At 66.8% G+C, this 18,232-nt stretch carries 19 protein-coding genes; 3 read left to right on the forward strand and 16 right to left on the reverse strand.

From position 1 onward, the window contains the following. Window positions 1-45 precede the first annotated feature (45 nt). Entirely contained in the window at window positions 46-885 is an 840-nt protein-coding gene (locus ACI48I_RS18320) for an outer membrane protein assembly factor BamD (RefSeq protein ID WP_193686135.1), read from the forward strand. A gap of 46 nt (window positions 886-931) precedes the next feature. Here the strand turns inward: ACI48I_RS18320 and yaaA are convergent, their stop codons facing one another. Further along, window positions 932-1,702 carry a peroxide stress protein YaaA gene (gene yaaA / locus ACI48I_RS18325; RefSeq protein ID WP_193686136.1) on the reverse strand — a complete coding sequence of 257 codons (771 nt, stop codon included), beginning with the start codon at window positions 1,700-1,702 and terminating at the stop codon, window positions 932-934. A 28-nt stretch (window positions 1,703-1,730) separates the two neighbouring features. Between yaaA and ACI48I_RS18330 the strand changes: the two genes are divergently transcribed. Then, complete coding sequence (locus ACI48I_RS18330; protein ID WP_193686137.1) at window positions 1,731-2,186, forward strand: putative toxin-antitoxin system toxin component, PIN family; 456 nt, start codon at window positions 1,731-1,733, stop codon at window positions 2,184-2,186. Window positions 2,187-2,212: 26 nt separating this feature from the next. Further along, a complete protein-coding gene (locus tag ACI48I_RS18335; protein WP_498575014.1) occupies window positions 2,213-3,370 on the forward strand; it encodes a pyridoxal phosphate-dependent aminotransferase in 1,158 nt (385 codons plus the stop codon). 99 nt (window positions 3,371-3,469) lie between these two features. Here the strand turns inward: ACI48I_RS18335 and ACI48I_RS18340 are convergent, their stop codons facing one another. The 15 genes from ACI48I_RS18340 to ACI48I_RS18410 all read right to left on the reverse strand — a co-directional run bounded on the left by ACI48I_RS18340 (window position 3,470) and on the right by ACI48I_RS18410 (window position 18,231). Then, window positions 3,470-4,801 carry a tetratricopeptide repeat protein gene (locus ACI48I_RS18340; protein ID WP_498575015.1) on the reverse strand — a complete coding sequence of 444 codons (1,332 nt, stop codon included), beginning with the start codon at window positions 4,799-4,801 and terminating at the stop codon, window positions 3,470-3,472. Between the two features lie 7 nt (window positions 4,802-4,808). Continuing rightward, window positions 4,809-5,699, reverse strand: coding sequence for an ExeA family protein (locus tag ACI48I_RS18345; protein ID WP_498575016.1), 891 nt, complete (start codon window positions 5,697-5,699; stop codon window positions 4,809-4,811). Beyond that, window positions 5,699-7,477 carry a pilus (MSHA type) biogenesis protein MshL gene (mshL, locus tag ACI48I_RS18350; RefSeq protein WP_193686141.1) on the reverse strand — a complete coding sequence of 593 codons (1,779 nt, stop codon included), beginning with the start codon at window positions 7,475-7,477 and terminating at the stop codon, window positions 5,699-5,701. Before mshL ends, ACI48I_RS18345 begins: the two co-directional genes overlap by 1 nt. A 14-nt stretch (window positions 7,478-7,491) precedes the next feature. Further along, window positions 7,492-7,863 carry a hypothetical protein gene (locus ACI48I_RS18355; RefSeq protein WP_193686142.1) on the reverse strand — a complete coding sequence of 124 codons (372 nt, stop codon included), beginning with the start codon at window positions 7,861-7,863 and terminating at the stop codon, window positions 7,492-7,494. Beyond that, window positions 7,860-8,561 (reverse strand): hypothetical protein, encoded by a 702-nt coding sequence (locus ACI48I_RS18360; protein ID WP_498575017.1) that lies wholly within the window; start codon window positions 8,559-8,561, stop codon window positions 7,860-7,862. Before ACI48I_RS18360 ends, ACI48I_RS18355 begins: the two co-directional genes overlap by 4 nt. Then, on the reverse strand, window positions 8,558-9,202 hold the full coding sequence (locus tag ACI48I_RS18365) for a PilN domain-containing protein (protein WP_498575018.1): 645 nt from the start codon (window positions 9,200-9,202) through the stop codon (window positions 8,558-8,560). The genes ACI48I_RS18360 and ACI48I_RS18365 overlap by 4 nt, the downstream gene beginning before the upstream one ends. After that, entirely contained in the window at window positions 9,199-10,140 is a 942-nt protein-coding gene (locus ACI48I_RS18370; protein ID WP_498575019.1) for an agglutinin biogenesis protein MshI, read from the reverse strand. The genes ACI48I_RS18365 and ACI48I_RS18370 overlap by 4 nt, the downstream gene beginning before the upstream one ends. Before the next feature lie 141 nt (window positions 10,141-10,281). Beyond that, a complete protein-coding gene (locus ACI48I_RS18375; protein ID WP_498575020.1) occupies window positions 10,282-13,356 on the reverse strand; it encodes a hypothetical protein in 3,075 nt (1,024 codons plus the stop codon). Continuing rightward, window positions 13,353-13,814: an agglutinin biogenesis protein MshP gene (locus tag ACI48I_RS18380; RefSeq protein WP_498575021.1), complete on the reverse strand. Its 462-nt coding sequence runs from the start codon at window positions 13,812-13,814 to the stop codon at window positions 13,353-13,355. Before ACI48I_RS18380 ends, ACI48I_RS18375 begins: the two co-directional genes overlap by 4 nt. Next, window positions 13,811-14,692: a PulJ/GspJ family protein gene (locus ACI48I_RS18385; protein WP_498575022.1), complete on the reverse strand. Its 882-nt coding sequence runs from the start codon at window positions 14,690-14,692 to the stop codon at window positions 13,811-13,813. Before ACI48I_RS18385 ends, ACI48I_RS18380 begins: the two co-directional genes overlap by 4 nt. Continuing rightward, window positions 14,689-15,294 (reverse strand): prepilin-type N-terminal cleavage/methylation domain-containing protein, encoded by a 606-nt coding sequence (locus ACI48I_RS18390; RefSeq protein ID WP_498575023.1) that lies wholly within the window; start codon window positions 15,292-15,294, stop codon window positions 14,689-14,691. The genes ACI48I_RS18385 and ACI48I_RS18390 overlap by 4 nt, the downstream gene beginning before the upstream one ends. Continuing rightward, complete coding sequence (locus tag ACI48I_RS18395; RefSeq protein ID WP_498575024.1) at window positions 15,284-15,856, reverse strand: pilus assembly FimT family protein; 573 nt, start codon at window positions 15,854-15,856, stop codon at window positions 15,284-15,286. The genes ACI48I_RS18390 and ACI48I_RS18395 overlap by 11 nt, the downstream gene beginning before the upstream one ends. Before the next feature lie 13 nt (window positions 15,857-15,869). Continuing rightward, window positions 15,870-16,403: a type II secretion system protein gene (locus ACI48I_RS18400; protein ID WP_193686150.1), complete on the reverse strand. Its 534-nt coding sequence runs from the start codon at window positions 16,401-16,403 to the stop codon at window positions 15,870-15,872. Next, on the reverse strand, window positions 16,403-16,999 hold the full coding sequence (locus ACI48I_RS18405) for a hypothetical protein (RefSeq protein ID WP_498575025.1): 597 nt from the start codon (window positions 16,997-16,999) through the stop codon (window positions 16,403-16,405). Before ACI48I_RS18405 ends, ACI48I_RS18400 begins: the two co-directional genes overlap by 1 nt. Then, window positions 16,996-18,231, reverse strand: a complete 1,236-nt coding sequence (locus ACI48I_RS18410) for a type II secretion system F family protein (protein WP_498575026.1) — start codon at window positions 18,229-18,231, stop codon at window positions 16,996-16,998. The genes ACI48I_RS18405 and ACI48I_RS18410 overlap by 4 nt, the downstream gene beginning before the upstream one ends. Between the last annotated feature and the right edge of the window lies 1 nt (window position 18,232).

Here is an 18,232-nt window from a genome sequence, read left to right on the forward strand (position 1 = left end):
ATCAGCCGTTCGTTGAATCTCGGTAAAACTTTTCTGCAAAAAGCTATGCAAAAAAAACTGTTGGTGGTGGTTGCTATGAGTGCCCTGTTCGGTCTGTCGGGCTGCGGGCTCTTGCCTGAGAAAACCGACGAGACCGCAAAGTGGTCAGCGGAGAAATTATACGCTGAGGCACGCGAAGAGATGGCCGGCGCCCATTACGAGGCGGCGATCAAGTTGTTCCAGCGCCTCGAAGCGAGCTATCCGTTCGGCACCTACGCCACCCAGGCGCAGATGGAAATTGCGTACGCGCAGTACAAAGCCCAGGACCAGGCCGAAGCCCTGGCCTCGGTCGAGCGCTTCATCAAGCTGCACCCGAACCACCCGCAAGTCGATTACATGTACTACCTGCGCGGCCTGATCAACTTCAACGACCAGATCGGCTTCCTGAGCGTGATCTATTCGCAGGACCCGACCGAGCGCGACCCGCGCGCGACGCGCGAAGCCTTTGCCGCGTTCAAGGCCCTGGCCGACAAGTTCCCGAACAGTAAGTATGCGCCGGACGCGATCGCCCGCATGAACTACCTGATCAATGCGATGGCGTCCTACGAAGTGCACGTGGCGAATTACTACTACCGCCGCGGCGCCTACCTGGCCGCCGTCAACCGCGCCCAGAACGCCGTGTCCGATTATGCCGAAGCACCGGCACGCGAGGAAGCGCTGTTCATCATGATCCGCAGCTACGACAAGCTCGGCATGCTGCCGCTGCGCGACGACGCCCAGCGCGTGTTCACCCTGAACTACCCGAACAGCCGCTTCCTGAACCCGAACGCCAGCGGCGATGCGCCGTGGTGGAAGTTCTGGTCGAAGTCGGGACCGAAGCCGGCACCGAAGGATGCGTTGAAATAATCCGGGGACAGGTTTCGCAAATGGGCACGCCGTGCCCATTTTACGTTTACACGCCTTCCTTGCGGCGGAACAGCCAGCTGCGTTCCGTTGACCCTTCGGGGACGAAGGCATAGCCGTCGACATCGAATTCCTTTAACGCTTCCGGATCCGTGATCGCCTTCTCGATCGCAAAGCGCGCCATCATGCCGCGCGCGCGCTTGGCGTAGAACGAGATGATCTTGTACTTGCCGTTCTTCCAGTCCTCGAACACGGGCGTGATCACCGGCGCGGCCAGCAGCTTCGGCTTGACCGACTTGAAGTATTCTTCGGAAGCCAGGTTGACCAGTGCGTCCGATTTCGTAGCGGCCAGCTCGGCGTTCAGCGCCTGCGTGATGGTCTCGCCCCAGAAGGCGTACAGGTCCTTGCCGGCAGGCGTGGCCAGCTTCGTGCCCATCTCCAGCCGGTAGGGATGGATCAGGTCGAGCGGCCGCAGCAGGCCATACAGGCCCGACAGGATGCGCAAATGGCGCTGGGCGAAGTCGATGGCGGCGGGTTGCAGGCTGCGTGCATCGAGGCCGTTGTAGACGTCGCCATTGAAGGCCATCGCGGCCCGGTAGCCCTCGGCATGGTCAAGCGTCCAGCTCGCGTAGCGCGCCACGTTCAGCGTCGCCAGCTGGTCCGAGATGTGCATCAGGTCGCCGACCTGGCCGGGCGACAGGTCGCGCAGCACGCCAATCAGTTGCGCGGCGCGCTTCGTGAAATCCGGCAGGGTGTGTTCGGCGGTCGGTGAAGGAGTGTCGAGGTCGAGCGATTTGGCGGGCGATAGGACAAGCAGCATAAACATTCGTAAGGCAACAAGATCCAGCATGATACCAACTTCCGCACAGCCCATCGTCATCGACACCAATGTCTGCCTCGACCTGTTCGTGTTCCACGACCCGCGCTGGGCCCCGCTGCTGGGCGCCCTCGAACGCGGCGACCTGAAGGCGGTCACACGCGCCGATTGCCGCGACGAGTACCGCATCGTGCTGCACTACCCGCACCTGCCGCTCGACGACGACAGCCGGGCTGCCGCCGCGGCGCGTTTCGATGCGCTGATCACGGTCGTCGCGCCCGACAGCAAACCGGTCCGCCTGCCCGTCTGTACCGACCGCGACGACCAGAAATTCCTCGAGCTCGCGCGCGACGCAGGCGCTTCGATCCTGATCACCAAGGACAAGGCGCTGCTGAAACTCGGGCGCAAGACCCTGCAGGGCGGCCTCTTCCGGATCATGCTGCCCGAGGCCTGGGTCAAACTGCAAAGCGCAGCCGCGCTAGAATAGGCGTTTCGCAACCTGTCATTGACTCCATGAGCACCCCTGCCCTGCAATCGCGCCTGCCGTCGGTCGGCACCACCGTTTTCACCACCATGTCGGCGCTGGCGGCCCAGCATGGCGCCGTCAACCTCGGCCAGGGTTTCCCCGACTTCGGCTGCGATCCGAAGCTGCTCGATGCGGTGAACGAGGCCATGCGCGCCGGCCACAACCAGTATCCGCCGATGACGGGCGTGCCGGCGCTGAGGGAGGCGATTGCGGCCAAGATCGGCCAGCTGTACGGCCATGCCTACGACGCGGCCACCGAGATCACCGTCACCGCCGGTGCCACCCAGGCCCTGACCACCGCCATCCTGTGCTGCGTCCATCCGGGCGAGGAAGCCATCGTCATCGAGCCTGCCTACGACAGCTATGCGCCGGCGATCACGCTGGCGGGCGGCACCGTGGTGCCGCTGGAGATGGAAGTGGGCGAGGACGGCTACAGCGTCCCCTGGCAGAAGGTCGCGGCCGCGGTCACGCCGCGCACCCGCCTGATCGTCATCAACTCGCCGCACAACCCCACTGGCTCCATCCTGCGCCGCGCCGACCTCGATCAGCTGGCGGCGATCGTCGCCGGCACCGACATCCTGATCCTGTCCGACGAAGTCTACGAGCACATGGTCTACGACGGCGAGCGCCACGTCTCGGTCGCCAGCCATCCGCAGCTGGCCGAGCGCGCCTTCGTCGTCTCGAGTTTCGGCAAGACCTATCACGTGACCGGCTGGAAGGTCGGCTACGTGGCGGCGCCAGCCGCGCTGTCGGCCGAGTTTCGCAAGGTCCACCAGTACAACGTGTTCACGGTGAATACACCGATGCAGCATGGCCTGGCCAACTACATGGCCGACCCGGGGCCTTGGCTCGGGCTCTCGGATTTCTACCAGCGCAAGCGCGACCTGTTCCGCGCCGGACTGGCGGGCACGCGTTTGCGCCTGCTGCCGGCCGACGGGACGTATTTCCAGTGCGTCGACTACCGCGCGGTGTCGGATTTGCCGGAAGCGCAGTTTGCGCAGTGGCTGACGACGGAACTGAAGGTGGCGGCGATTCCGGTGTCGGCGTTCTACAGCAGCGCCAGGGAATCGGGGATCGTGCGCTTCTGCTTTGCGAAGCAGGATGAGACCCTGCGCCTTGCGCTCGAACGCCTGGCCGCGATTTAACCTGGGCTACTGCGTGGGCGCGGGGCGCCCACCCTACGACAGCGACCAGCCAGGCGTAGGGTGGGCACCCCGTGCCCACCCTGCGGCGACCAGCCAGCATCAGCGTGCCACCTGCTGCAGCCTGCGCTCCACAAAGGCCTGCAAATCGGGCGATAAAGTACCGAGCGCCTTCGCCTGGCGGAAGGCGTCCGCCGCCTCCGCGTTGCGCTTCTCCCCTTGCAGCGCCATCCCGAGCCCCATCCACCACACCGCGTTGTTCGGCGTCGTGCGCAGCGCGGTCTGGTACTGCTCGGCCGCTTCGTGAAAGCGGTTCTGGCGTTGCAGCGCGCCGCCGAGGAAGGCGTGATACTCGCCGCTGCCGGCGGCGTAAGGCAGCGTGCGCAGCAGTGCTTCGATGCCGCTCTTGCCGCGCTCGATCTGCAGGCGCGCCAGCAGCATCGCCAGCGCCGGCTGGCGCGGGTCGAGCGTCAAGGCCTGCTGGAGCTGGGTCATGGCTTCGTCGCCGCGGTTGTTTTCGATGAGCAGGCCGACCAGGGTCTGGCGCGCCGCCTCATGGCGCGGATTGACCCGCAGCGCCGCCTGCAGGCCGGCCATCGCTTCGCTCACGCGCCCGTCCTGCAGGGCGGCGAGGCCGCGCCGGTAGGCGTTTTCGGCATGCTGGCTCTCGGTCTCCATCCGCCCCTGGTTGCGGCCCGCGGCCGCGGGCGCAGGCGCCGGTGCGGCCGCCGTCCCGTCCGCCGCTTCCTTGCGCTCGAGCGCAGCCAGCCATGTCGCTTCCGCTTTCGCCTTGCTCGCGGCGCGCGCCTGTTCCTCGCGCAGCTTGCGTTCGCCCGCGCGGCGTTGCGGCGCTGGCAGCGCCGCAAGGCGCGCTGCCTCGGCCTTCCAGCGCTTGTCCAGGCGTGCCTGTTCGGCGCGGGCGCGTTCGCTGGCGACCGCCCAGGAGGTGGTGCTGCCCGCGGATTGCGGCTCCGGGTCGGCAGCCGGCGCCGCCGGGCGGACGCGCTCGGCCGGCGCGGGCTCGGGCGCGGCTTCCTTCCGGCTCGCCGCTGCGCCGGCCTTGCGCGGCTCCGTGGCCTTCTCGCGCGCGGCAGGCGGCGCTTCCGTGGCCGCTTCCGGCGCGCGTTGCGCCGGTTTCTCTTCGCGCACAGCGGGCGCCGGCGCCAGTTCGGCGACGGTTACCGGCGCCGCCGGTGCCGCCTTCGCCACCGGCGCCGGCGCCGGCTGTACGTCATAGCTCTTGCCCTTGAGCGGAAACACGACCCAGGCCGCCGCGCCCAGGGCGAGCAGCACGCCGCCCACCACAAAGGCGATGCGCCTCACCGGCAGGCGGCGTTCGCCGGCCGCGACGGTCTTGATTTCCGGCGGCACCCCTTCGGCGCGCGTGGTGCCGCGCGCATCGAGGTCCTGCAGCATCTTGTTAATCAGGCTCATCGCAGGCTCATCGAGTAAACGTCCAGGCAAGCGAGGCCGCCATCCCGGCCAGCGCACCCGCACCGGCCAGCCAGGGCCACAGGCGGCGCTTGGGCGCGACCGTGTCGCGCGCGGCGCCATTCACATGGGTGGTCGCCACCTGCTGTTTACCCTCGCCGTAAGCCAGCATCAGCGCCTTGTGCGCCATGATGTTGACCAGGCGCGGGATGCCGCCGCTGGCGCGGTACAGGGCCTTGACGGCGCCGGGCGAGAACAGGCGCGCGCCAGTGTAGCCTGCCACGCGCAGGCGGTGCGCCAGGTAGAAATCGAGGTCGTCGCGCGACAGCGGCCCCAGATGATAGTGGAAGGTGATGCGCTGGGCCAGCTGGCGGATCGAATCGAGTTCGAGCTTGCGGTTCAGTTCCGGCTGGCCGAACAGGACGATCTGCAGCAGCTTCCTCTTTTCCGTCTCCAGGTTGGTCAGCAGGCGCAGCGCTTCCAGGCTCTCGACCGGAATCGCCTGCGCCTCGTCCAGGCAGAGCAGCACGCGCTTGCCCTGGCGCGCCAGGTCGAGCAGGCGCTGCATGATCGATTTCAGCAGGCGGTGCTGGTCGACGTTGCGTTCGAGCGGCACTTCGAGTTCGTCGGCCAGCGCCAGCATCAGGGTGCGCGGCTCGAGGAAAGGGTTCGGGATATAAGCGGTGACGAAATCGTCGCCCAGGGTCGCCATGAACTTGCGGCACAGGAGGGTCTTGCCGGTGCCGACTTCGCCCGTGATCTTGATGAAGCCTTCGCCGCTACGCGCGGCGATCAGCAAGGTATTGAGCGCTTCCTGCGAGCGCGGACTGCCGAAAAAGAAGCTCGTGTCCGGGGTGATCCCGAACGGCAGTTCGCGCAAGCCGAAATGCGCCGCGTACATTACTTGCGCTCCAGGGTACGCGGGTCCAGCGTATCGATGCGGCGCGTCGTGTCCAGCAGGTCCTGGCTCCAGTTGCTGGCGCTGTCGACGATGGTCGGCTTGATCAGCACGACCAGCTCGCGCTTCTGGCTGACCTTGTTCTTGTTGCGGAACAGCGCGCCCAGCACCGGCACCTTGCCGGCGCCCGGCAGCTGGCTGGTGTCGTCGGTCGCGGCCTGGCGCATCAGGCCGCCCACGGCCACTACCTGCCCGTCCTGGCCGCGGACGATGCTGTCCAGTTCCGAAGTCGAGGACGCGGCCAGCGGCAGCGTCAGCGAACCGGCCGAACCGAGATTGATGCCCTTGGTGATGGTCGTCACCTGGCTCACCGACGGGTGCACGTGCAGCAGGATGTTGCCCTTTTCGTCGATCTGCGGCGTCACGTCCAGGACCACGCCCGAGAAGAAGGGCTGCAGCGTCACGCTCGGCGTCACCGTGTTGCCGGTGGTGCTGGTGTTGGTGGTGGTGGTCACACCGGTCACGAAGAATTCGTCGGTGCCGATCTTCAGCACGGCCTTCTGGTTATTCACCGCGGCCACGCGCGGGCTGGAAAGCACGTGCACCGTGCCCTGCTGCTCGAGCAGCGAAATCAGGGCCGCGAAATTATTCGTCTGGAAGGCAAAGCCGAACAGCGAGCCAGCCGCATTCGCCGCGTTCGAGAGCGAGAAGCCGGTGCTGGCGGCCAGGCCCTGGCCGTTGCTGATCACGGGCGGCTGGCCGCCGTTGAAGGGCAGCGGCGACAGCGAGCCGCCGGGCGAGATCACGCCGGTGGCGACACGGTTGCTGCGCGAACTGCCGAGCGCCGAGAAGCTGGCCCAGTTGATCCCGCTCTGGAACTGCTCGTTCAGCTCGACCTCGAGGATCTTCGCTTCCAGGATCACCTGGCGGTCGACCGACAGTTGGGTCGCCTTCAGGTACATGTCGACGTTGCGCAGTTCTTCCGGCATCGCGCGGATCACCAGCACGCCCGACTGCGGGCTGACGACGACGCTGCGCCCGCCCTCGGTCGAGCCGACGATGGCGCCGATCGCGAGTTTGAGGTCGCCCCAGAAATCGCTGTCGGACAGCATGTTGACGTCGGTGCTGGCGACCTGCGAGCTGTTGCCGCCGTTCTGGTTGCCGTTGTTCCCGTTCTGGTTGTTCTGGTTCGGCTGGTTGCCCTGCTGCCCCTGGTTGTTGCCGTTGTTGTTATTGTTGGCGGCATTCGCCACCGAGGTCGAGGTCACGCGCAGGTTCGAGGAGCCGCGCCGGCTGCCGACCAGGTAGTTCACGTGGAACATCCGGGTCTGCATCGTCAGCGGGCGGATCGTGATGCGGGTGCCGTCGACCTTGTAGTCGTAGCCGTACATCTCGCGCACGGCATCGAGCGTTTCAAGCAGCGTCACGTCCTTCAGGTTGGCGCTGATGCTGCCGCTGACGTCGGGGTGGACCAGCATGTTGTAGCGGGTGCCGGCCACGATCGAACGGAAGAACTGCTGGGCGGGCACGTTGTTGAAGGCGACGTTGAAGCGTTCCTCCAGCGCCGGCCGGGCTTTCGGCAATTCCCTGGCGAGGGCGCTCGCCGGCGGCAGCAAGGCATTCGCGACCGCATCGTCGACCGGCGCCGTGGCGCGGCTGGCCGCGCTGGCGCTGGCCACTTCGCGTTTGATGGCGTCGTAGGTCTGGTGCGGCGGCGTGCTCTGGCAGCCGGCGAGGAGCGCGCCGCTTACCAGGGTCGCCAGCAGGGATTGATGTCGCATGGGTGTCCTGTCCGTCATTCGTTTTTGAGCCGCTCGATGCCGCCGGCGTGTGCCGGCGCGGCCGTATTCAGTTTCAGGACCTGGCGCGTGCGTCCGCGTACCAGCTCCACTTCGTCCTGTCCGATGCGCGCCACGCGCGCACCCTTGTAACTGTCGCCCACGCGCAGCGTCTCGCCGTCGATCACGGCCACATGGCGCCCGCCCGGCTGGCGGGAAACCAGCACCGACTGCAGCTGCGGCGCGCGGTTCACCGGCGCCGCGGCCTCCTGGCCGCCAGTGCCCTGCCCTGCCATCAAGGACGCGGGCGGGCGGGTCGGGTCCTGCAGCGCCTGGGCGCCCGCCAGGTTCGCCACTGCGAACATCAGGCAAAGGCAGGCACGCTTCATAGCTTCATCCATTTCGCGTCCAGGCTCAGGGTGTACAAGGTCAGCGTGAGGCGCGAGTTCGGCCAGGTTTCGGCCTCGAGCCGGGCGCCGCCCCAGAACAGCTGGGTCGGCATCGATTCGAGCGCCGCCATGGTGCCGATCATGTCCAGGTAATTGCCGCGCACCGTCACTTCGACGCCATGACGATACAGCAGCGCGGCGGGCTTGGCGGCAGGCTGTGTGTCCGCAGGCGGCGTGTTCGCGGCCGGCGTGCTTGCCGGTTTCGCCGCGCCCTGCACCGGCTCGACCGGCAACGTGCGCAGCGACACCAGCTGCAGGCGGCCGTTGGCGCGCAGGATGGCCTCGACCAGCGGCGCCATGCGCTCAGGGGGCACCAGGCCGTTCTGCATCGCGCGCAGGCTGGTTGCGAGGGCCTCGGTTTGCGCGCGCACGGCAGCGATCCGTTCGCGCGTCGGCGCGTCCGGATCGACTTGCGCCGCCTTCACCTTGTCGCTGATCTCGCTGTCGATGCCTTCGAGGTTGTTCTGCTGCTGGACGATCTGGGTGCGCAGCAGGTCCTGCTTCGCGAACATCGGTCCCAGGCTGAAGAAATGCATGAGGAAGACATAGAGGGCGGTGATCGCCGCGAACAGCAGCACCCGCTCGCGCAGGCTCAAGGCGTCGACGCGGGTGGCGAGGCGCGCGAGCTGCTGCTTCATGGCCTGGCTCCTTCCGGCGTCGACAGCAGGCTGAATTCGATATACGGCGCCGGCGCCGCAACCGTCTTGCCATCCTCGATCCGGCTGCCGGCGCTGCCCTGGCCGATCTGCAGGCTGCCGAAGGCCTTGCCGCGCATGATGGGTTCAGCCGTCAGGCGGTTCAGGTAGCCGGGCACGCGCTGCGGATCGAGGGCGCGACCGCGCACGCCGATGTCGACGCCGGCACCGGTGATGCTGACGCCGGTCAGCCACAGGCCGTCGACGTGCTGGCGCGCCAGGGCGCGGAAGTATTCGGCATAGCCTTGCGTGTTGCCGAGCTCTCCGCGTGCGAGCACGCCCGAGACTTCGCGCAGTGCGGCAAGCTGGCTCTCCGCCTCCGCCAGTTCGGCGTCGACCGCGGGATCCTTCTGGCGCGGCGCGAATTCGGCGGCGACGCTCGCCAGGCGCGCCTGCTTCTTCGCCAGTTGGGCTGCGCCGGCGTCGGCCTGCTTCTGCAAACCCTGCAGGCGCAGCTTGCCGACCATGTCGAGCGCGGCCACGCCGATGAACAGCACCAGCAGCGCGCCGCCCATGGTACGGGCGGAAAAAATCTTCTTCTGCTGCAGGAAGACCGGGTTGAACAGGTTGATCTGCTGGCTCACAGCACCGTCTCCTCGTGGCGCAGGGCGGCGCCGAGCGGCACCAGGAAACGCTGCTGCAGGAGCTTGTCCGCCAGTTCGGGCGTACGCTCGAAGTCGAACAGGCTTGCAAGGTCCAGGGTATCGACTGGCGTGTACAGGTTGCTCGACAGGTATTCGTCCAGGCCCACGACCGGCGACGGCGCCAGCACCAGCTTGGCCACGCTGATGAAGGAATACTGGCGCTCGAAGTTGTCGAGCGAGCGCTGCAGCTCGAGCGTGACGCGATCAAAAGCGGCGTTGCGGCGCTCGATGTCGTCGTCGAGCAGCTGGTCGAGCCCGAGGTCGATGCGCCGGGCCAGGTACAGTTCGCCCCGCCAGGAAACGGTCAGGAGGCCGCCTTCGTCGCCGAAGGAGAGCATCGCCACGCCGCGGCCCGGCGGCTCGACCAGGGCCGAGATGTTCCGCTGCGCCATCTCCGGGATATCGATCACGGCCAGCTCGACCTTCGCCGAGGTGAACATTTTCTGCCGCGCTTCGATGACGCTGTTGCGCGCGGCGATCGCGAACATCGAATGCTGGGCGCGCACGGCCGCGTTCGGGTCCACCGGCAGGTCGAGCACGTCGATGGTCGCGTCGTCGACGTGGAAATCGAGCATGTCCTTCAGGCGCCAGCGCACCGCGGTTTTCAGTTCGTCCGGCGCGACGTTGGGCGCGTCGACGGAAAGAATCTGGTATTCGCCCGCGTTCAGTACGGTGATCGAGCGGTAGGCGTGGGCGTGGAGTTCGCGCCCCGCTTTCTCGAGCAGCTCGGCGGCGCTTTTGCCCGGGTAGAACACGGCCTGGCGCACCTGCGGCTTGATGTCGGGCGCGGTCTGCATGCTGACGGCGACCAGGCCGTCGCGCTGGAGCGCGATGGCGAGCCATCCTTCTCTTTTCTTTGCTTTTCTAAAAAAACGCATGCGGACCGTTGTCGATGTGGAGCGAGGTCGGATGGTTTGACCCTAAAAGCTTGATTATATTCAAGAACGGGGGCTTACATCCAAAAAATCGACAAGCGTCAATACGGCTGTACAACGGTCGGGAAAGCGGGCCGGAAAACCTCAGAAATACAGCTCGCGCACGTAGATCACGGGACTGCGATGGCTGCCGAAGTTGACGCGGCCGGTCGTGCTCGGCAGCCAGGTCCAGCCGCCGAATTCGACGCTGGCGCTGCCGCCGCGCGCCCTGCCGTTGGCCAGCTTGCCAGGCGCGCGCAGCCACAGCACGCCCGCGCCCTTTGCCAGCTTCACGAGCTGTGGGGCCGAGGCACCGATCACGTCCGCGCAAGGCTTGCCACCGGCGAAGTCGACCGAACACGAAACGATCTTCGTATTGCCGTTGCCGGCGTCGGCTCCGAGCGGATCGGCCAGGCCCGGATTGACCAGCCAGCCGGCCGCCGCGCCTGCCCAGTATTCCGCGCGCAGGCCAAGCGGCGTGCGCAGCACGTCGGTGCCGAGCGCGTTTGGGACCTTCAGGCGGCCGTTCAGCACCAGGATGGCGCCCTCGTCCGACACTTCTCCGCTGCGCAGCGAGCTGATGACGACGGTTCCGCTCACATTGGCATCGCTGGCGACTGCGCGCACGAACACGTTCGTCGGATTGCTGGCGCCGGTGCCACGCGGCTGGGCATTGTCGTAAGCGGCAGCCAGGCGGTAGACCACCGCGTCATGGACGCCGCTCGGCTTGTCGACGATCGTCTGGGCAGCGCCGGCCGGCGGGACGAAGTCGACCGCCAGCAGCGCTTCGCCGGCGGCGCCGGCCGCATGCAGGGTGACCGGGCGGAACCAGGCGCCCGTGAAGTTCTGCAGGCGCTCGTTCCTGGCGTTGTAGGCCTCCACCGTGACCTGGAACGGCTGGCGCGAATACACGGCGCCCCTGGCGAGGCGCGGGCAGGCGTAGGCGGCGGGCAGGCTGGCCGGGCAATCGAAGGGGCCGGCGACGACGGTCTTGAAATAGGACGGATAGAAGCGCCCCACCGCCACCGCTTCGCCCGGCGTCGCCACGCCGAGATAGAGACCGCTCTTGCCGGCATCGCTCGGCACCTCCGGGTCGACTAGGCCAACCGTGAAATTGATCGCACCGACTTCGCTCCACGAAGCCGTGGCCGTCAGGATGCCCTTGAGCCAGCTGCGCGTGCCGCCTTCGACCAGTTCGCCCTGGCTGACGAGGGCGACGCCATCGATTCCCGAGCGGCCGAGGGCGATGCCGGGACGCGTCTTCTCGTTGCCGAAATTCGGCGCATAGTCCTTTCCGCCCTCCAGCTGCGCGCCGATCTCGAGCGTCAGTGGCGCGCCGGCGGCGGCGAAGCCGGTGCCGGCGGCCGTGGTCGTGCCGGGGTTGGCGTCGGCGCCATTCCGGATGCTTTTGTAGCCGATCCTCAGGGGAGCGCTAACGAACTCGCCGGTAAAGGCCAGCTTGCCGTTTTCGTTCAGGATCAACCTGACCTGGCCGACGTCCTTGTAGACCAGGGTCTTCTCGACCGACACCACGTTCCTCAGGAAGGGCACGTCGACCGTGCCCGACCACGCCGGCGGCTGGCCGCCGGCGGCGCAGGCGGGAAGGTCCGCGCCGGCATAGGTCGAGGGCACCGTACCGGCGACCGGATTGACGCATTCGAGCGCGAACCGCAGCGACGCTTTCGTATCGGCCGTCGCGCTGATCGCGGCCGGCACGCCGTTCGACAGGGCCGTGATCCAGATCGTCGTCGGGCGCCCGCCAACCGTCGACGCACTGTAGGCATTGCACTGGCCGGCACTACCGATGGCGACGCCTGCATTGCACTTGCTGTCGGTGAAGGCAAAGGCCGCCGCTCCGGCCGACGCGGCGCCGGACGATCCGTCGGCATTGAGCGCCGTACCGGTATCGGACGCGCTATTGTTGCCGGCGTTGTCGTCGTTCGTGCCCTTGACGCTCGCGCTGACGGTCTTCTCGCCGCTGCCTTGCACGAGGGCTTTGACGGTGAGCGCCGGCGCGCTGGTGCCCGGCACGATCTTGCCGGTATAGGTACAGGTGCCGGCCGTGCCGCTCGCGCTGCAGCTCCAGTTGGTGCCGCTGCCGGAGACATAGCTCATGCCCGCTGGCAGGGTGCTGCTCACGGTGATCGGACCGGCCTCGGTATACGGCCCGTTGTTGGTGACGGTCACCGTGTATTCGGCATTCGAGCCGACCCGCAGCGTGCCTGGGCGCGTGATCGCAATTGACAGGTCGGCCACCGCCATGGTCGGCACCAGCAACACCTCGGCGTTCAGCAGGACCAGGTCCTGACCGGTCCTGTATTTGGTCGTGACGGTCGCGTCGTAGCCGGACCACAGGACGACCGTGGTGTCGTAGGCGTCGAAGTCGATCCCGTAGGAGGCACCGTCGTTGTTGATGTTGCTCTTCGAGTTGAACTGGTTGCCTTCCGGGTTGTACGCGTCGGTCATCTCGTTCCCCTCGAACAGCAGGCGTTCGCCGTCGGCGGCCAGCGTCGAATCACCTTCCCAGGAGATGTGGCCGACACGCGCCTTTTCCTCGACCGGGACTGCGGTACGGTTCCAGCGGAAGTTGTTCGCTTCGACGACCACTTCGCCGTTCTGCACGTAGGTGAAGCCTTCGTAGAGGTTCAGCACGCGCTCGGGCTGGTTCGGATGCGCGTACACGACCAGCAGCGAAAAGCCGCCGAGCACGCCCTGCGCGCTGCACCAGGGGTCGCCGTTCGAGACCGTCAGGCCCGAAAAACTATAGGTGCCGCTGCCCTTGGCCTGGACGATCGCCGTCACGTCGGCCGCCCCGCCGAAGTAGTTGTAGTTGCCGACCGTGGCGGAGCTGTACTTGCGCTCGGCCGCTACGTTCTTGCCCTCGAAGGTAATGGCGTTGTCGCTGGGGCCGGAGCCCGCCCAGTACAGCTGGGCCGAGAGGACCGTCGCGCCGGAGGGGAGACTCAGGCTGGCCTGGCGGATCGTGTCGGGCGTGTAGATCGAGCAGGACTTGTTGTTGCCTTTGCCGTTGCTGTTGGCCTGGGCGCGAATCGTCACCTGGGTGCCTGCAAAGTTGACCCGGCCATCGAACGATTTCCAGAGCGCGATCGGCGTGTCGGCACGGGCCACGCCGGCGGCCGCCAGCAGCAGCATGATGGCCAGCAAGCGCAGCAGCTTCATATCTGCACCTCGATATCGCGCCGCACGTAGTCGGGATTGTTCCAGTTGTCCGGGCAGGCGCCGTTCTTCGCCGGCGCGCAGGCCGTCGCGCGAATGACCCAGCGGTCGAGTTTCGGCTCCCCGTCCGGCACGGCCGGCCCCTCGATCATCCTGCAATTGACGGTGAGCGTGAAGCCGCCCAGCACCTCGCCTGCCAGCGCGACCGGATAAGTCGCGCCGTCGGCGCAGGCGTTGTCGCGCAGCCGATGGTACAGGCCCCACTCGATGCCGGCGCGAGCCGCCTGCCCGGCACGCACACCCTGCTCGTCGAGCGCGATCGCCTGCTGCTGGCTGGTGAAGATGGTGACCAGGGCGACGCCGAGGCCGGCCAGTACCACCAGCAGGAAGATCGCGGTGACGAGGCCGACGCCCCCGCTCCTGCGCCGGCCGCGGATGATGGAAATGCATGGATGGATCATGGCGTGTTGTCGACGTGGACCTGGTGAATGAGACGCACCGCGCCGTTGCCGGCGTCGCCGGCGCCGCGCGTGTGCAGGCTCAGCGCGAGCAGCACCAGGGCGCTGCGGCGCAGTTCGACGTCGGCCGCGCCATAGCTGAACAGGTTGGCGCAGTTCGCCACGCGGCGCGCCAGCACGCCGGAGCTGGCCCCTGCCATCGGATCGGTGATCTCGGCACGGATCGCATAACCGGCGTAACGGGTCAGCACCAGGGTGCCGTTCCTGTTTTCGCAGGCGAAGGTGACCGGGGTGGCGACGACCTGGAAGCGGCGCCCCGGCGAGGGCATCGGGTCGTCGCGCGCAAAGGGGTTGTCACGCAGCTTGAGCAGGGTCGCGCCGGCCTCGGCCCGTTCGCTGACCCGGGCGATATTGCGGCTGGCGCCGTTGAAGCCATAGGCGTCGCTCGGCGCCATGCCGGGGCCGAGGTTGTACACGACCACATACTCGTCCTGTTCGACGGCGGCCTGGAGGCCGCCCACGACGGTGAACTCGGTCTTCGCGGCATCGACGAAGTCGAGCACGGGCTTGTCCGGCACCGCATCCTCGACGGCGAGATAGCGCCCGCCCGTCTTGGTGAGCATGAATTCGATGGCGCTGCCGTCGTCGTTCACGCGCACGCTGTTGGGCAGCGCCAACCGGATCTCGCGCGCCATGCGGCGCAGCGCCAGGTCCGCCTCGTCGCTCGCCTCGGCGCGCGCGACGCTGTCGGCATACCCCTGGATCGGGGCGCGGATGAAGACCGCGACGATGGCGCCGAGGATGCCGATGATGACGATCACGACGATCGCCTCGACCAAGGTAAAGCCGCGCGCGCGGCGCTGTTGCAAGGCGGGACTCATTCGGACCTCGGGATCGGCGCGTAGCGCGCGCGGTAGCCGTCGAGCACTACCGGGACATCGCCGGCGAAGCTGACCGTCACGCGGATGCGCAGCGCGTCGCTGTCGGCGCCGGCCCCAGCGGGGATGTCGCCCAGCGCAGCGGGAATGACGGCGACCGTGGCGCTGTAGCCGGTCACGTCCATGCGTCGCCCGAGGGCATCGGCCAGCGCGCCGGTTCCATCGTTGAACGAGGCCACCGCCGCGCCGGCCGGGGCGCCGTAGTCGTTGACGTTGTCGAAGGGCCGCAGGGCGGAGGTGCCGGGTTCAATGCCGAAGTCTTCCTTCAGCACGCAGTCCGCGGTCTTCTGGGCCGTGTCGGCATTGCTGGAAGTGGGGTCGCAGTAGGTATACCCGGCCTGCCGCACTTCTTCCAGCAGTGCCTCGGCGATCATCAGGGCCTGCTTGCGGCGCAGCGGGTCGGCGCTGTTGGCGGTGGTCATGCGCATGACCTGCAGGATGCCGGCCAGCGCAATCGAGACGATCACCATGAACATGATCAGTTCGACCAGGGTGACGCCGCGCTGGCGCGCCGCGTTGATCGACATGACCCCGTTAGTCGACATAACCCGTCTCCGCGTCGATGCCGATCGTTTTCGTGATGCCGTCGCCCTTGATTTCCAGGCGTCCGCCGAAGCCGACGCTCATGCTTGCCCGTCCCAGTCCGTCGAACCTGACGCTTCCAGGCGCTGCCGCCGCATTACCCGGCAAGCCCATCGTGACGCCGGCCGGACGGCCTTCGCACATCCAGGTGCTTGAGCCACAGGCGGCGCGCGTCGACGCCGAGCCGCTGTTGGCGCCGCCGGGCGCGCGCAGGCGTGCATCGTCGCTCGCGCAGGCCGCATCGGCATTGAGGCAGACGGCGACGCGTTCGAGGGACATGTGGACGTAGACGGACCGGTTCTGGGCGAGCGCCACCTTCTGCGCATAACGCAGGGTCGATTTCACCTGTTCGGTCCAGGCGACAGTATCGAAAGTGGAGCGTTCGAAGAAACGGCCGGCGGCGATGGTGCCGAGGATGCCGATGAGGACGATGACGACGATCAGTTCCACCATGGTGAAGCCATGGTGGAACCGGGTGCCGCGGCTGGACGCAGGACGCAAGGGTCGGGAATGCGGGCCAGCCACGGGCGGTGGGGGATTACTCGCAGTCGGCGACGGCGGTCGGGCTGGTCGGGCTGCCGACGGTGATGGTCGGCGCCGTGTTGGCGGCGGTCGGCGCGGTGAACAGGACGAAGCACTTCTTGGCCGTCTTGGTGTCGACGACGCTGTTCGGGACGACGGCGAACTGATTGGCAACCACAGTCGGCTGCGTGGTGCCGCTGCCGGTGATGTACACCTTGTAATCGGCGGTCGACAGGCCAGCGGCCGCGGCCAGGGCTTCAGCCGAGGCCTGGTCGGTGACGGCTGGATAGCCCGAGGTGGTGTTCATCGACACCGCGACGCCTTCGACGGTCATGGTGGCGTTCGGCGCGACCAGGTATTTACCGTGGGTCATGGCCGCGGTGGCGTTCAAGGCACCCTTGGCTGCGTTCAGGCTGGCCAGGCGGGCTTCGCCGCTCAGGCTGGCGAACTTCGGTAGCGCGGTCGCGGCCAGGATGCCGAGGATGACGATCACGACGATCAGTTCGATCAGGGTAAAACCGCCTTGCGCTGCTTTGATGCTCTTGTTCATTACTTTTTCTCCGAGAAATGTAGGCGCGGAAGGGACCCCGCAATATTGTTTGAAGCAACCGCCTGATAGCCGGCCTGCTCGCTGGGCTGCTGATCGATTTCGTCGAGAACCAGGCCAGCGCTGCCCTTTTCCTGTCGCACTGCATTGACCGGACCGGACACGCGAACCAATTTTACCTTGAAGATTAGAACTTTTTGTATCCCAGAGGAAAAAGATTTCTGCGCAGCAGGCAGGTAAACCAGGGTCTGGGCACTGCGGTCGAAATACCAGTTTGCGGGCGGCAGTACATCATTTCGGGGCGAATAGTACTCGCCGAGGTAGTTCTCGGGGCGTTTCTGCAGCCAGGACACCGGATTTTGATGTGCAAGTGCCAATAAACCGGCTTCGCCCCTTGTCGAAATGACTTGGGCCGAGCGCACCGCGAGGGCCGTACGCAGCGAACCGATGAGTTGTTTTGCCGCGACGCGCTCGCTCTCGCCCTGAACGCTGATGATGCTATTCAGCAACACTCCGGCCAGCAGGGCGGCCAGGATGGTGGCCAGGGCCAGTTCCAGCCGGGTCGCCCCGCCCTCCCTGCGAGCGCATGGCGTCTTCATCGATGCAGGGCCGCCTTGCCCAGGTCCCAGATCGGCAGGAAGATACCGAGCGCCATCACCAGCACCATCACGCCGAGGAAGGTGATCAGGATCGGCTCGATCTGGGCCGACAGGGTTTTCAATTCGTAGTCGACTTCGCGCTCGTACATCAGCGCGATCTCGTCCATCAGGTCGTCGAGCGAACCGGTCTCCTCGCCCACCGCGATCATCTGCAGCACGATCGGGGTGAACACATTCGCCGCGGTCGAGGTGCGCAGGATGCTCTCGCCGCGCTCGACGCCGTCGCGCATCTGCTCGATGCGCGCCGCCAGGTAGGCGTTGTCGGCGGTCTGGGCGACCACGGTCAGGGCCTGCACCACCGGCACGCCGCTCCTCATCGAAAGCGCGAAGCTGCGCGCGAAACGCGCCATGGTCGCCTTCAGCAGGATCTTGCCGGCGATCGGAAAGCCCAGTTTGCGTTTGTCCCAGCTGTAGCGTCCGGCCGGCGTGCCGAGCCAGGAGCGGAAGGCGACAAAGCCCCCCACCGTGGCGCCGGCCAGCAGCGGCCAGTAGTCGAGCGTGAAGCGCGAGGTCGCCATCAGGATGCGCGTCATCAGCGGCAGGGTCGCGTGGAAGGTCTCGAACACCTTGGCGAACTGCGGAATCACGAACATATTCACGATGACCATGGCCAGCACCATCGCGACCATCACGAAGCTCGGGTAGCGCAGCGCGGCCTTCACGCGGTCGCGCATGTCGCGGTCGAATTCGAGGTGGTCGAACAGGCGCAGGAACACCTCTTCCAGGCGGCCCGTCATCTCGCCCACGCGCACCATCGACAGGTAGAAACTGCTGAAGCATTCGGGGTGGCGCCGCATCGCGCTTGATAATTCGCGTCCCGAGTCGAGCGACTCGCGCAAGTCCTTGATCACGCGCGCGAAGGCGGGGCTGGTGCTCGAGTCCTGCAGGCCGCCCAGGCCGCGCATGATCGGCACGCCCGACTTGAGCAGGGTATGCATCTGGCGGCTGAACAGCTGCACGTCCATCGACGTGACCTTTTTTTCTTTGAGGCGGCGCCAGGTTTCCCCCAGCCCACCGCTGCCGGTGCTGGTCCTGCGGGTCGCCACGATCTCGACGGGCGTGACGCCGGTGCCGAACAGCTGGTCGGCAATCGCGCCGCTGTCGGCGCCTTCCAGCACGCCCTGCATCAGTTCGCCGCGCGCGTTGCGGCCCTTGTAGGCGAAGAAGGGCATC

The sequence above is a fragment of the Massilia sp. LXY-5 genome, from assembly GCF_059801075.1.

What these genes read in the sequence shown, in the direction of transcription:
- ACI48I_RS18385 (WP_498575022.1), bottom strand. Translation starts at nt 14,692, where the DNA reads ATGAGTCCCGCCTTGCAACAGCGCCGCGCGCGCGGCTTTACCTTGGTC.
- ACI48I_RS18345 (WP_498575016.1), bottom strand. Translation starts at nt 5,699, where the DNA reads ATGTACGCGGCGCATTTCGGCTTGCGCGAACTGCCGTTCGGGATCACC.
- ACI48I_RS18370 (WP_498575019.1), bottom strand. Translation starts at nt 10,140, where the DNA reads ATGCGTTTTTTTAGAAAAGCAAAGAAAAGAGAAGGATGGCTCGCCATC.
- ACI48I_RS18335 (WP_498575014.1), top strand. Translation starts at nt 2,213, where the DNA reads ATGAGCACCCCTGCCCTGCAATCGCGCCTGCCGTCGGTCGGCACCACC.
- ACI48I_RS18375 (WP_498575020.1), bottom strand. Translation starts at nt 13,356, where the DNA reads ATGAAGCTGCTGCGCTTGCTGGCCATCATGCTGCTGCTGGCGGCCGCC.
- yaaA (WP_193686136.1), bottom strand. Translation starts at nt 1,702, where the DNA reads ATGCTGCTTGTCCTATCGCCCGCCAAATCGCTCGACCTCGACACTCCT.
- mshL (WP_193686141.1), bottom strand. Translation starts at nt 7,477, where the DNA reads ATGCGACATCAATCCCTGCTGGCGACCCTGGTAAGCGGCGCGCTCCTC.
- ACI48I_RS18355 (WP_193686142.1), bottom strand. Translation starts at nt 7,863, where the DNA reads ATGAAGCGTGCCTGCCTTTGCCTGATGTTCGCAGTGGCGAACCTGGCG.
- ACI48I_RS18390 (WP_498575023.1), bottom strand. Translation starts at nt 15,294, where the DNA reads ATGTCGACTAACGGGGTCATGTCGATCAACGCGGCGCGCCAGCGCGGC.
- ACI48I_RS18340 (WP_498575015.1), bottom strand. Translation starts at nt 4,801, where the DNA reads ATGAGCCTGATTAACAAGATGCTGCAGGACCTCGATGCGCGCGGCACC.
- ACI48I_RS18330 (WP_193686137.1), top strand. Translation starts at nt 1,731, where the DNA reads ATGATACCAACTTCCGCACAGCCCATCGTCATCGACACCAATGTCTGC.
- ACI48I_RS18380 (WP_498575021.1), bottom strand. Translation starts at nt 13,814, where the DNA reads ATGATCCATCCATGCATTTCCATCATCCGCGGCCGGCGCAGGAGCGGG.
- ACI48I_RS18405 (WP_498575025.1), bottom strand. Translation starts at nt 16,999, where the DNA reads ATGAAGACGCCATGCGCTCGCAGGGAGGGCGGGGCGACCCGGCTGGAA.
- ACI48I_RS18320 (WP_193686135.1), top strand. Translation starts at nt 46, where the DNA reads ATGCAAAAAAAACTGTTGGTGGTGGTTGCTATGAGTGCCCTGTTCGGT.
- ACI48I_RS18400 (WP_193686150.1), bottom strand. Translation starts at nt 16,403, where the DNA reads ATGAACAAGAGCATCAAAGCAGCGCAAGGCGGTTTTACCCTGATCGAA.
- ACI48I_RS18360 (WP_498575017.1), bottom strand. Translation starts at nt 8,561, where the DNA reads ATGAAGCAGCAGCTCGCGCGCCTCGCCACCCGCGTCGACGCCTTGAGC.
- ACI48I_RS18410 (WP_498575026.1), bottom strand. Translation starts at nt 18,231, where the DNA reads ATGCCCTTCTTCGCCTACAAGGGCCGCAACGCGCGCGGCGAACTGATG.